The organism is Maribacter sp. HTCC2170, assembly GCF_000153165.2.
In the GTDB taxonomy this organism is placed as follows: Bacteria; Bacteroidota; Bacteroidia; order Flavobacteriales; family Flavobacteriaceae; genus Maribacter_A.
Map to the genome: position 1 here is coordinate 3,449,918 of NC_014472.1, position 13,697 is coordinate 3,463,614.

11 protein-coding genes are annotated in these 13,697 nt (G+C 35.6%); 8 read left to right on the plus strand and 3 right to left on the minus strand.

Features of this window, described 5'->3' with window-relative positions; all coding sequences use genetic code 11:
- Positions 1 to 32: 32 nt before the first annotated feature.
- Positions 33 to 1,121: an adenylate/guanylate cyclase domain-containing protein gene (locus FB2170_RS15135; RefSeq protein ID WP_041633262.1), complete on the minus strand. Its 1,089-nt coding sequence runs from the start codon at positions 1,119 to 1,121 to the stop codon at positions 33 to 35.
- A 661-nt stretch (positions 1,122 to 1,782) separates the two neighbouring features.
- Between FB2170_RS15135 and FB2170_RS15140 the strand changes: the two genes are divergently transcribed.
- The 8 genes from FB2170_RS15140 (at position 1,783) to FB2170_RS15180 (ending at position 9,828) form a co-directional block, all read left to right on the plus strand.
- Positions 1,783 to 2,940 carry a helix-turn-helix domain-containing protein gene (locus FB2170_RS15140; RefSeq protein ID WP_083802971.1) on the plus strand — a complete coding sequence of 386 codons (1,158 nt, stop codon included), beginning with the start codon at positions 1,783 to 1,785 and terminating at the stop codon, positions 2,938 to 2,940.
- A 123-nt stretch (positions 2,941 to 3,063) separates the two neighbouring features.
- A complete protein-coding gene (locus tag FB2170_RS15145) occupies positions 3,064 to 4,254 on the plus strand; it encodes an acyltransferase family protein (protein ID WP_013307469.1) in 1,191 nt (396 codons plus the stop codon).
- 26 nt (positions 4,255 to 4,280) lie between these two features.
- Entirely contained in the window at positions 4,281 to 4,985 is a 705-nt protein-coding gene (locus FB2170_RS15150) for a DUF6090 family protein (protein WP_013307470.1), read from the plus strand.
- Positions 4,986 to 5,325: 340 nt separating this feature from the next.
- Positions 5,326 to 6,117: an alpha/beta fold hydrolase gene (locus tag FB2170_RS15155; protein ID WP_013307471.1), complete on the plus strand. Its 792-nt coding sequence runs from the start codon at positions 5,326 to 5,328 to the stop codon at positions 6,115 to 6,117.
- A gap of 42 nt (positions 6,118 to 6,159) precedes the next feature.
- On the plus strand, positions 6,160 to 6,846 hold the full coding sequence (locus tag FB2170_RS15160; RefSeq protein WP_013307472.1) for a M23 family metallopeptidase: 687 nt from the start codon (positions 6,160 to 6,162) through the stop codon (positions 6,844 to 6,846).
- Between the two features lie 211 nt (positions 6,847 to 7,057).
- Positions 7,058 to 7,615 (plus strand): DinB family protein, encoded by a 558-nt coding sequence (locus FB2170_RS15170; protein ID WP_013307474.1) that lies wholly within the window; start codon positions 7,058 to 7,060, stop codon positions 7,613 to 7,615.
- Between the two features lie 333 nt (positions 7,616 to 7,948).
- Positions 7,949 to 9,211 (plus strand): MFS transporter, encoded by a 1,263-nt coding sequence (locus FB2170_RS15175; RefSeq protein WP_013307475.1) that lies wholly within the window; start codon positions 7,949 to 7,951, stop codon positions 9,209 to 9,211.
- A gap of 11 nt (positions 9,212 to 9,222) precedes the next feature.
- Positions 9,223 to 9,828 (plus strand): carboxymuconolactone decarboxylase family protein, encoded by a 606-nt coding sequence (locus FB2170_RS15180; RefSeq protein WP_013307476.1) that lies wholly within the window; start codon positions 9,223 to 9,225, stop codon positions 9,826 to 9,828.
- Position 9,829: 1 nt separating this feature from the next.
- Here FB2170_RS15180 and FB2170_RS15185 read toward each other — a convergent pair whose 3' ends face one another.
- Together FB2170_RS15185 and FB2170_RS15190 are read right to left on the minus strand one after the other, a co-directional pair.
- Positions 9,830 to 11,254: a PQQ-binding-like beta-propeller repeat protein gene (locus tag FB2170_RS15185; RefSeq protein WP_013307477.1), complete on the minus strand. Its 1,425-nt coding sequence runs from the start codon at positions 11,252 to 11,254 to the stop codon at positions 9,830 to 9,832.
- Positions 11,255 to 11,356: 102 nt separating this feature from the next.
- Positions 11,357 to 13,516: a TonB-dependent receptor gene (locus tag FB2170_RS15190; RefSeq protein WP_013307478.1), complete on the minus strand. Its 2,160-nt coding sequence runs from the start codon at positions 13,514 to 13,516 to the stop codon at positions 11,357 to 11,359.
- Between the last annotated feature and the right edge of the window lie 181 nt (positions 13,517 to 13,697).

Genomic DNA, 13,697 nt, shown 5'->3' on the forward strand with positions numbered 1-13,697 from the left:
TTGGAAAACTCTAAGCTTAAATAAGTTTTAGTTCAAAAATTAACACTGTACAATCGAATAGGATTTGCTTTTCCTCTAAGTGCCAACCTTCCTATTTGTGTAAATGAAATTGGATTTTCCTTTTGAAGCTCGTCAAACAATTCTCCTGAAACAAGGGCCTTGGCATTATACATATTGCATTCAGCCTGTATTCGGGCTGTTGTGTTTAAAACATCACCTGTGAAAATCATGTCTTTTTTAATAATTCCAATTTCTCCTGTGGTCACTTCTCCAATGTGATAGCCGGCCTTAAACTCTGGAATCACACCAAACTGGCCCAGGTAATCTTCCTTTTTAGTATCTAAAATTATCGAAATTTTTCGAAAACACTCAATACAATTATTATTGTATACCCCAGTTTTATTGGTCCAGGTAATTACAATTTCATCTCCGACATATTGGTAAATTTCCCCAGCTGTTTCTAAAATGGCCTCGGTCATATCAGCATAATATTCCTTAAGTAATTCAAAGTACTTTTCGTGTCCAATTTTCTCGGCAATACTTGTAGAAGACTTCATATCCAAAAACATGAATATCCGAACCTCTTTTCTTGGTCTGTGATATTTCCCCAAATAAGTAGACATGATTCCATTGCCTAAATAGGCCTCAATTTCTGAGTAAAACAAGGCAATGTCCAAAATAGCTCCAGTATAAAGAATAACACTCCAGAAAGCAAACTTGCCCATAAAAGCTCGTGTGCTTGTCAAAACTTTCTCATCTAGAATATGGGTTTCATAATGTAGGGAGTTTGCAAGTATAGTAAGTACAGTCAAGAACAAAATGACCACAATGGTGTAGAATGTTCCTTTAAATGCCATTTTTTTCCATAAAGGACTTTTTGCAAACCACTTTTTAAACCAAAGCACTTCAGCACAGCCCTGAAGTAGTCCCATTATAAAACTGCCAACAGCAATAGTAATTAGTGAATATTGAAAACTATACTTGTTTCCCGTTGATGGATACAATTTTGATTCACCTAGAAGGCCAACCTCAATAACAGCGTATAAGAATCCAAAAAAGAGCCAGATAAGGCCAAACGGAATAATTTGTCTTAAATGCCTTTTAAATCTGGGTCGTAACATAGTTTCATAAATATAGGAAACTTGTAACCCAATTACCATTATTTACAGTTGGTCCTATAAAAATTACAATTGGGAAACAACAATTTTATCTTTTAATCTATTAAGAGCAATTTTACACCATAATTAATAGCAACATTTAAAAAATACAACCATGAAAGCATCAATTAACAGAACAATTACAGAATCAAAAACTGGACAGTACTTTTCTTCTTTTAGGGGAAGTAAAAGAATACAATGGGCCCAATACAGAAACTTTAATAGATAAGGCCAATCCACAATCAGAAAACAAAATCATGAAAACATTCATCAATCAATCACCAAGGGCATCTAAAAAAATTGAAATATTCGTATCATTTAAGGAATATGGGACAATTCGATGGTCATCTCCAACTGACCGCTTTTAGGGAAATAGAACATCAACCGAATAAAAAAAGGGGATATATTTTAATAAAATATATCCCCTTTTTTTATAAGTATATTTGATTTGATGGAGCCAATAATTAAAATTGACTTAATAGCCATAGTAATACTCTTAGGGATTTTTCTAGGAGTCTTTATATCGTACTTTATTATCAAAAAATCCTTGCTCAAGATTACTTAACCCCTTTGTTATGCATTAAGTTTTCCTTCTCAATAAGCTAAAAAAACCTAAATTTAGGCTATGCAAGATATACCCGTGAACATTGATTTTATTGCCATAGTCATACTATTAGGTTCATTTTTAAGTATTTTCACTTCGTACTTTCTTATTAAAAAATCGTGGAGTGCGAACTTACCAAACCTCTTCATGGGCCTTTTTCTATTGGCAATTGGACTAAGCATGATGGAGGGGTGGTTGAATTATACAAACATTGTATTCAAGGTGTTATGGTTGACCAATTTTTCAGAACCGACTAATTTTATAATTGCTCCCTTAATTTTTTTGTTTGTCGCATCCCAATTTAAGGATTTCAATAAAAGGAACTATTGGTTGCATTTTATTCCATTTGTCCTTTGGTTGGGCTATTGTTTCTTCTTTTTCATTCAATCGAACGAGATGAAATATAGTTCCACTATTGAAGTAATGCAACTGGATTACCCAAGGGTCAAAGGCACGGGCAAAATTTTCGATGACCCTTTGAACATTAGGCCTTTTATAAATATAGCAACAGGAATATCATTTGTGATTTATAATATGCTGATTTTAAGATTGATTTTTATAAAGTCAAAATCCTTAGGGCAGACCATCTTCAACACTTCGAATCAGACATTGAAAACAATACGAAACTCGCTCTACCATTTCGTCATTATAATCATCATTTTTATAGTGGTGAAATTGGTTTTTAAAAATGATGTTGGCGACTATTTCATCTATTTGTATGTGACATTTATGGTTTTCTTGACGGTTGCCCAAATCATGAATAAATCTGATTATTTCAACGAAGTATCCACCTTTCTAGAAGTACCAAGTTTAAAATACAAAAAGTCATCGCTCGATGATGAAGAAAAAAATGTTATTCTCAACAACATTGTTTCTAAAATGGAAAATGATAGATTTTTTCTAAAGAGCACAGCTTCTTTATCCGGTTTGGCTAAGTCAATTAATGAATCCCCGCATCATGTTTCTCAAGTTATTAATGAAAACCTTGGGCAATCTTTTTTTGAACTTATGGCCACCTACCGGGTTCGAGAAGCGCAAGCAATTTTAAATACTGAATTGGGTAAAAAAATAACCATCGAAGAAGTCGCAGAACGAGTGGGTTATAACTCAAAATCGGCATTTAATACCGCATTTAAGAAAATTACCTCTCAGACACCCTCTATGTTTAGAAATTCGTAAACGCCTGATAATCAAATACATTTTGCACGTGCCGATAAGGACGAACACCGTACTTATAGGGAGATTCTTTGTGCGGTGCTCTGTGTACATAGCTTTGTTTCATAATCAAAAAACAAAATTTTTATGGACACACAAATCAAATCAAAAAACGAACGAAAATATTTCATAGATTGGTTGCGAATTGGCCTTATTATCAGCGTCTTCTTTTTCCATGTCGGAATGATTTTTAGACCTGAACAGTGGCATGTAAACAGCGCGGAATCGTTTCCTTTTTTAGACCCTATCATGTGGTGGCTGCATTTATGGAGAATGCCCTTATTATTTTTAGTTTCAGGAGTCGGCACCTATTATGCAATTGGCCATAGAACCAGCTGGCAATATTTGAAAGAGCGTTTTACTAGGCTGTACATTCCATTTACTATTGGTTTTTTCACACTAGTACCCTTAATGATCTATGTAGAACGAATTGACTTATACCGTTCATTCTTGGATTATATTCCACACATGTTTGATGGTGGCCCCTATCCCGCAGGTAACATCTCATGGCACCACCTATGGTTTATTCTGTATTTGTTTATCATATCGCTCTTGATTACCCCATTTTTAAATTATACTAAAAGTGGACATTACAATATGGTAAGAGGCAAGTTAATAAACATTGCCTCAAAAAAAATGGGACTCAATTGGTTGCTACCTATCATCATTCTATCTCAGTTAATTTTAAGACAGTATTTCCCAAATAGCACACATGCCTTATATAATGATTGGGCCTACTTCACATACTATTTGTTATTCTTTTTAAGCGGGTTTATATTATTTACTAGTGATAAAGTAATCAACTCGTTAGCCAATAACAGAAGGTTGTATTTGTACCAAACCATCGTATTTACAGTAATTCTATTTTCGTTGCCTTCAATTTTTGGAGAGCCTTCAATGGTTCAGGATTATTCTCGGGGAATTACCGAAATGGTTATTTCATTGTCCTGCGGATTGACTGCTATAGGCTATTTCAAGAACTATTTCAATAAAGACCATAGCTCTAGAAAAGTGTTGAATGAAGCCATTTACCCTTTCTACCTATTACATCAACCCGCTTTGATTTTTGTAGGCTATGTGGTATTGCAATGGGATATACCTTATGGATTGCAAGCACTATTAATAACCCTACTGTCATTGGTTTCTAGTATAGGGTTCTATTGGTTTATTATTAGAAAGTTCAATGTCTTAAGGGTTGCCTTTGGCATGAAGGTAAAACCAAAAAAAGAAAGTTCGATAGCTACCGAATTGAGCAAAGCACCAGTATTTGACAAATAATTTAGTTCAACCAAAAAAAACACAAGATGAAACTATTTAGAAAAATACGGCAGACGCTCATCAAAGAAGGAAACTTAAAACGGTACCTACTTTATGCCTTAGGTGAAATTCTATTGGTCATGATTGGGATAAGCCTGGCATTTCAAGTGAATAACTGGAACGACAATCGAATAAAAGGAAATGCTGAGATAAGTTACTATGAAAATATTCGGGATCAAATAACGGATGATGGAAGATTAATCCACACGCAAATAGATTTCAATAATAAGTATACGACGCAATTTAAATATGCCTACGAGATCCTGGAATCTGATGATCGAAGCCGAATAGATACCTTAGGACTTATCGTTCGCAACCTTCTGGAGTATTCTGATTTTGACCGTCAGGGTAATATATATGAAACCATGGTAAACAGTGGGGAAGTCAAACTTTTGCGCAATCATGATATCATAAATGGTATTCGGCTTTTGGAAGAAAAATACCTCTATTTGAACAGAATGGAAAACATTCATTACGATGCAATGATTTCACATGTAATCACTGCTGTAAACCCGGTTCTAAAGTTTTCAGATGGAAAGATCCAAAAACCGGATTTAGTATACACCTATGAGTTTCAAAACTTGGTTCTATCGCTGCTAAAAGTCATGGAAGAAAAGGACAAAGTGTATCATGAGGCCTTACATGAGATTGAAGTAATCACTGGTTTAATAGATAAAGAGCTTCATAATTAAGACTTCAAAAACGGCCAAGTGCCTATAATCTCGCACTTGTCACTATTTATAAAACGAAAATTTTAATGAGTTGATTTTCAGAGATATAAATGTATCACCTTACAAGCCGGTACGTCATACTTGAAAGCTAGGTCTTAGGCTTCTCAACTGCACTTCATCTTTGTCAAAGCTTTAAGAGTTTATTCATTAATTAAAAACAATCAAAAAAGAACTGAGAAATCTAAATGTGTTCTGAATTGTAATTCCGAAGGCTACAACAAATTCCTGAGAATACTTTTGCTCTGTAAATATTTTACTGCAGAATAATCATTCACATATAAACATTTAAAAACAATCAAAAATGAAAACATCAAAACGAGTATCAATTTTTCTAGCTCTAGCTAGCCTTATTGCAATTTCATGCAACAAGGACGATGACCAAATTTTAACGCCAACAAATTTGGTAGATGTAGGTAACTACAAATTATTTACAGAAACCGCAGGCGATGGTGCACATACACTTGTGTTCGAATCAGGACTTGGAGACAATTACGAAAGTTGGTTCAAGCTATTGGGACTTGCAGAGACCAACCAGGTAATAGCCTATAATAGGGCAGGCTATGAACCTTCAGAAGTTGCAACTAATGAAAGAAGTATTGTGCAATTGGCAGAAGACCTTCATCAAGTTATCCTAAGTAAATCAAAAAACAATAAAGTCATTCTTGTGGGTCACTCCTTAGGAGGTGCGGTTGTCAGATATTATGCTGTTCAGCACCCAGAAATGGTAGAAGGAATTGTGTTTGTTGATCCTAGTCATGAAGATTTCGAGGTAATGACACAGGCCCAAGAAGATGAAATGGTCCAATTTTTTACAGGAGAAGGCCTTTTGCAGATAGCAAATGAAGCTGAACAATTTATCGAAAATTTTGAAACTCTCAGGGCATTAGCCACATTGCCAGATGTACCTACTGTGGTACTTACAAGTATACGTGACCGTGAAGGAGAAAATGAAGAACGCTGGATAAATGTGCATGCCACGCTTGGAGATAACGTAACTGATTTCACTCATATTACCACAGAGAATAGTGGTCACTACATTCAAGTTGATGAGCCCCAATTAGTGTTAGAGGCAATAGGCTTTTTAGTAGACTAAATACTCAAAACATAAATATCAATCAAATCAAAAAAAAGACCAATGAAAAATTTATTAAAAAGCACAATCATTGTTGTCCTTCTATTTACAGTTTTAAACTGTGAAAAGGACAAGTTGCCAGATGCTGCGTATAGTGCCTATTTAAACTATGAAACAAAAACGGAACTAGAACTTCCATTCAATGACGAGTGGTGGATTTTTTGGGGAGGACGAGGTGTTGCTGAAAATTATCATGCGGCATACAAAGAACAAAGGTTTGCCTTAGATATTGTGCGAAAAGTCAATGGAAGCACACATTCTGGAAATGGTTCTAAGAATGAAGATTATTACTGTTTTGGAAAATCTTTGAATGCTCCTGGAAGCGGAAAAATTGTTGATATTGTAAATACGATAGCTGACAATATTCCAGGTCAGTTTAACCGAGACATTCCAACAGGTAACCGCGTTATTATCGATCACGAAAATGGTGAATTTTCAATCTTGGCCCATTTCAAACAAGGATCAATACTAGTATCGGTTGGGGACACAGTTATAAAAGGACAGGAACTAGGAAAAGCTGGGAACAGTGGCAACTCAAGCGAACCACATCTGCATTATCACCTGCAAACGACGGCTAATCCATTTGAAGGTTATGGTTTGCCAGCCCAATTTCAAAATTATTATGCCAATAACACTTTAATCGAAAAGGGAGAACCAGTACAGAACGAATTTGTCATAAATGATAATTAGTAATAACAAACTATGAATAAACTAAATACAACAGAACGAGAAATTATTGGTCAATTCATCCATCTCAAATATCTAAAGTTTGAAATAAATAATGGTTCCTATACGGTAAGTCTTAATGATTTATCTGGATATGACATCGTTAGAGGATATGGTAATACTATTATTGAAGCTATCAACGATATGCATCGTGGTCTAATTTAATATCAAACAAATGATAATTATAACAACAACATTGATAACGGAGTTACTAGAAAGAACAAGAAGTAACACCCATAAAGTTGAAGGGTTTAAAAAACTTTCTGAAAAAGAATTAAATTATAAAGAAAGCAACGACGAATGGAGCGCTTTAGAATGTATTGAACATTTGAATATCTATGGAGATTTTTATAACGCAGCCATCAGAGAAAGTATTGAAAAAGCATCTACGGCATCAAGCAAAATATTCAAAAGCGGTGTGATTGGAAACTACTTTGTCAACCTTATAGCTCCTAAAGAGAAATTGAATAAAATGAAGACCTTAAAGGAAAATAATCCGTTAGGTAGTCATTTGAATAAAAATGTTCTAGACCGGTTCATAAAACAACAAAACGAATGTCTTCATTTAATTGAAGAATCAAAAAATGTAAACCTTTCTAAAACGAAGACAGCAATTAGTTTTTCTAAACTTTTAAAACTCAGATTAGGAGATACGTTTAGATTTATTACCGCTCATAACGAAAGACATTTGTTACAAGCAGAAAATATGTTTAAAAAAGCTCGTGTGTTATAAAATGAACTCAAAAACTGTTATTAAAAATAATCCCCTATGAAATAACTTGGGGAGGAAGACTTACAACTGACTCTGAGATGTATGTTTTTGAAATCATATCGCTACTGATCAATCTGATTTTAGGTTTGACTTTATTAAAAAGTTTCTCAACATCGTTGTTTTTTATCGTCCTTATCATTCTCTTGATTTTATTGGGCGTTCGTATGTTGCGAACTAATAGGGAATAGTTTATTTTTATTGGTGATACCAAAACCACCAAATAAAAACCAATATATGTCTCAAGTTTCGATAAGTTCGCAAAAACCACGATTATCTTTTTGGCAAATCTGGAATATGAGTTTCGGATTTTTAGGAATCCAGTTCGGGTTTGCACTTCAAAACGCCAACGTAAGTAGAATATTTGAAACCCTCGGTGCTTCTAAAGATGAGCTTCCCATTCTATGGCTTGCGGCGCCTGTTACAGGTCTTTTGGTTCAACCAATAATCGGATATTATAGTGACCGTACTTGGCATAAAAAATGGGGACGAAGAAGACCATTCTTTGCTATTGGCGCAATCCTAGCTACTATAGCATTGTTCGCAATGCCAAATTCCACGGCACTTTGGATGGCCGTTATCATGCTTTGGTTAATGGATGCCTCAATCAACATAAGTATGGAGCCCTTTAGAGCCTTTGTAGGTGATATGTTACCCAATGAACAACGAACCAGTGGTTTTGCCATGCAAAGCTTCTTTATTGGGATAGGCGCAATTGTAGCCTCTGCCCTACCTTATATTTTTACCAACTGGTTTGGTATAAGTAATATAGCCCCTGATGGTGGTATTCCCGATTCAGTTAAATGGTCGTTCTATTTGGGTGGAATTGCCTACTTCTGTGCAGTAATGTGGACTGTCATCAAAACAGAAGAATACCCACCGGACGATTTGGAACAACTAAAAGCGGAGAATGCCGAGACCGGAGTTTTCACTGGGTTAAAGGAATCATTTATGGGAATTTTTCATATGCCCAAAACCATGGTACAGTTGTCTTTTGTACAATTTTTTTCATGGTTTGCTTTGTTTGCAATGTGGATTTATACAACATCAGCGGTAACAAGTCATGTCTACGGTACGTCGGACACTACCTCTACGATTTACAATGAAGGTGCGGACTGGGTTGGAATTTGTTTTGCCATTTATAATGGTATTGCCGCAGTAGTGGCTTTTCTACTTCCTGTAATCGCGAAAAAAACAAGTCGAAGAGTAACCCATTTAATGGCCTTGGTCCTTGGGGGAATAGGATTGATCTCAATCTACTTTATCACCGACCCTAATATGCTCTTAATTTCAATGATAGGTGTTGGAATCGCTTGGGCCAGCATTTTGTCTATGCCTTATGCAATGCTATCGAGCATTCTCCCTGCAAATAAAATGGGATATTATATGGGGGTTTTTAATTTCTTCATAGTAATTCCGCAAATTGTCGCAGCCGGTATACTTGGGTTTATGTTAAAATCGTTTTTTGAAAATGATTCTATCTATGCCTTGATTATTGGTGGTGTTTCTATGTTCATTGCTGCCCTTTTATGTTTAATTGTTCAGGATAATGAAGAGTAATAAATGATTGCATGAGTTGGATTAAAACAATTTCCTACGCGAAAGCAACTGCTCAGTTAAAAAGCATTTACAAAAGAGTAAAAGGGCCAGATAACAATATAGACAATGTATTAATGCTTCATAGCTTAAGGCCTCATACCCTATTGGGCCATATGACACTTTATAAAAGTGTTTTACATCATACCGGAAACACTTTGCCTAAATGGTATTTAGAGTCCATTGGTGTTTATGTTAGTTATTTGAATGATTGCGCCTATTGCGTAGAACATCACTCAGCTGGTCTAAAACGATTGCTGAATGATGATGAGAAATATTACCGTTTTATGGAATCTATTGAAAATGATAAGCTCAAATCATTTTTTGATCCGACATATTTTTCTGGAATGGCATACGTTAAAAAGCTGACCTTATCACCAAATAAGATTCTAAAACATGATTTTACGACACTTCAGGATGTGGGTTTTTCGGATGGTGAAATTTTAGAAATCAATCAGGTTACGAGTTATTTTAATTATGTAAACAGAAGTGTTTTAGGGCTAGGAGTTAACACTAAAGGCGATATTATTGGTTTATCACCCAAGGAGAATGATAACCCAGAGAATTGGAACCACACATAAATTATTTTTTATAAACCCCATTATATTGGCTGCCCATATAGGAACCCCATTTGATTTCCCCTACAATCGGAAATTTTGTGTCAATTCTGTTGATCTGCAGCCCATCAAATGTATATGTCTGCTTGACATTGGTTCCATGTACATAAATGATATCTAAATAGCCATTATCGTCCAAATCACCAATCCAAGGAGTGGATGAAAGATTATTTCCTTCATTTTGTAAATCCAATTCAGCCGAAACTTTTTCAGTGAACTCAACCGCCATAATATTGTTATGAAAGAATTTCATCTGATACTCATTGGTAATTTGATAATTCATGGGAAGTAACGCTTCATCCTTTCCGTCACCAGTTAAATCAACCACCACTGGTGTACTTAATTGATAAAAGCCTAATGTGTCCTCATACTCAACTTTTCCGTTGCTACCATTTACCATTACTTGTTTAGACCATTCTAAGTCTGGCCATACCCCTTGAGCATAGGAGACAAAAAAATCAGGTATGTCGTCATCTGTGAATCTGCCCACAGCAACAGAACTATAGGCTTCTGTGTTTGGCACACTAACCGACCAAATTGGCTCATAGGATTTTCCATCAAATGCTAAAAGCCTACCATCAACCGCGTTTGTAACAATATCATAAGTGCCATCACTATTGATATCAACCCAAACACCAGGGCCTACAAAACCTTTTTTTTCACTTCTTGCAAGTTGAATCGAATTGGATAAATCCCCAGAATATATTTCGTCAATAGAAGTAACGTACAAATGGCCTCCTATGGTTTCACCACCTGTTCCAAAAATTACATTCTTATAGTCAGAAGGCATATTGGGTAATACGGAAACTGACATGTAAATTTCACCCTCATCAGGCATTTTTGCCCTGCTGAGAATTTTTCCGTTTTTACTATCGATTATTACCAGATGACCTGGTGCCCTATTGGGATCATGAGGTTCAGCTAGAACATCTCCTCCATTTGATATTAATATATCATCCTGAAAATCGCCATTCTGATCTGGTATAAACTGCGGATTATAAAAATTAAACCATTCCTTTTCTTGACCAATAGGCTTTTCAAATCTCCAAATGACCTCACCCGTTTTACCATTTATGGCGATTAATTCTGCTGACCGTCCATTAATAAAAACATCCATAATTCCATCGTTGGTAATATCGTGTAACGCTGCAGAGCCAAAAATTTGATCTTTGGCACCCACTTTCCAAAGCATTTTTCCCGACCTACCATCCAAGGCAATCACGGCGGAATCACACGCTTGAAACTCTTTTCGGCCAGCACCAAGAACAATATCGCCAATTCCATCTTTGTTTAAATCAGTGATCCTAGGAGAAGAGAATGTCCCTATTCCCGGAGCCTTTTTGGCCCATGATTTCTGCGCAAACAATGATGTATTACCTAGTAATATCATTATTAGAATCCCACAAATAATCCGTATTACTTGAAACATATAAATAATTACCTGTTTTTATATGCCAAGATAGTTTTTAATAATCAGTGCCTAGCATAACAATCATAAATTGTCTAACTGGTTACTGTTTTTATCGTTGCTAATGGTCCAAAAGAACCCTACAAAGAAGAAAGTTTCTGCAGATGGTCTAATTGTTCTCCGTTCAAAAACTCCATTCATTTTAGCTTCATTAGCATATTGATATCCGTTTACATTATTGAAACCCAGAGCATTGTTAATAGAGAAATAAAGTATTTTCTGTTGAGAGACAAGATACGCCCAATTGAAACTCAAATTATTGTATGATTTGGTTTTTCCAGTTAGAAATGTGTTGGAATTTGGATTGTTATATGGTCTGCCCGAAGCATAATTATAGGAGAATCCTACTTGTGAACGTAAGTCTTCTACCCAATACTTGGTCACCAGCGAAAGGTTATGTTTTGGTGCAAAGTTGGGGGTTGCCTTTTCTTCAAAATTCAAATAATCACGCTCTGTATCTAAATAAGAATATGACACCCAATAATCCAGATTCTTGATGTTTTTATTATCCCTCCAAAAAACGTCAAGTCCTGCTGCATAACCACTCCCCAGGTTGTTGTATTCTGAGTTGAACTGTGGTCGTAATGTATTATACTTCACTAATTTGTCATAATCTTTGTAATAGGCTTCTGCCCTAAAAGTTTTGCCATTATCCAAATACTGGTAATTAAAGATATAATGTGAAGTCTTTTCGGAATCAAGAGCTTCATCAAATTTCAAATATTCTACAGAAGGGTTTTGATAAAAATCCCCATAGGCCAAAGAGAATTGCCCCTTATCACTGCTCTTGTAGGCTAAAGAAACTCGTGGTGAAACATTGAATAGATTCATCGCATTTGAGTTTTCGGCCCGTAAACCCAATTTCATGGCAAATCTATTGCTGAAAAATATGTCGGCCTCACTAAATACCGCGAACAAATCATCGTTGAATTTACTTTCAAAGCTAGAGCCGTTCTGGGTAGTAAATAAATCATCATAATTCATATTAAAATACTCACCACCAAAATTTAATTGAAACCGGTTGCTAAAGTTCTTGCGTAATTTAAGTTTAAGGTGTGCTCCTATTTCCTTGGTTTCAATATCATCGGAAATAATTTCAATTTTATTCTTATCCATAGATATACTTGCACCAGTTGAAAGGGTCCAGTCATTCTCCAAATAATGCTTGTATGATGAATTAAAGTAGAGGTTGTTGTTCTTTAATTTAAACCTTACGAAGTCTTCATAATTTATGTCTTCCTGTGAAATATCAAGATTACTATGATTAAAACCTGTATACAGTTTAAATATATTTTTCTCCCCTTTACTACGGAATACTGCTTCTCCAGAAATAGATTCATAGGGCCTGTTCCATTTTGTTCCTTGAGTGGAAGGAACCAATTTTTCGTAAGGGGCTAAATTAATGTATGAGGTATTTATACTCAATGATTCGTCTCCCCAAATCTCTGTATGCCCTACTCCACCTCCAACAGACATTACAGAAATATCTGTTTTCTCTTGCTCGGGCTCATCAGTAGTATTCAACAATAATACACTTGAAAGCGCCTGACCATATTCCGCAGAATAACCCCCAGTACTAAAAGTGATTCCTTTAAAAAGAAATGGTGAAAACCTTCCCCTAGTAGGAATATTATTGGCCGTTGCGCTAAAAGGTTGAAAAACCCTTAACCCGTCAATGAACACCTGCGTTTCACCTGCAGCTCCACCACGTACAAACAATCGGCCGTCTTCACTTACTGTACTTGTTCCCGGTAAGGTTTGCAGCGCTCCCACGAAATCTCCCGCCGCACCTGCCGTAGTAACAATATCCAGTGGTTTAAGAACTGATACTTTCGAATTATCACCTGCCTCAAAGGAACCAGCTGTCAAGGTAACCCCGGACAAATGATTTATCGCTTCGATCATTTTAATTTTCAAATCTTTGAAATAAGATACATCTCCCATTTCATAATGAGTTTCATAGGTAATAGCGGAAACAATCAATGTTTGTGACCCGCTTTCCATGGTTTCAAATTCGAAGTTTCCATTATCATCGGTCGAAGATCCATCATAAGTTCCTTCTAAATAAACGTTTGCCCCTATAACAGGATTGTTTTTTGAATCAGTAACGGTACCTGATACTTTGGTTTGGGAATGGGCAATCGTAGATATGAGAATTACAGTAATTAAGACTAATTGTTTCATTTTATTTGATTGTTGATTTTATAGGACAAAACTGCCCCGTTTTTAAATCTAGAACCAAATCATTTGACCGAAGTGTCATTTTTAAAGGATGAAATGTGAGATGAAATCGAGGTTACAATTCACACCAAAAATTCAACAACTGGGTAAATTGTTTTTCGATTGAGAATTGCTATTTCAGAGA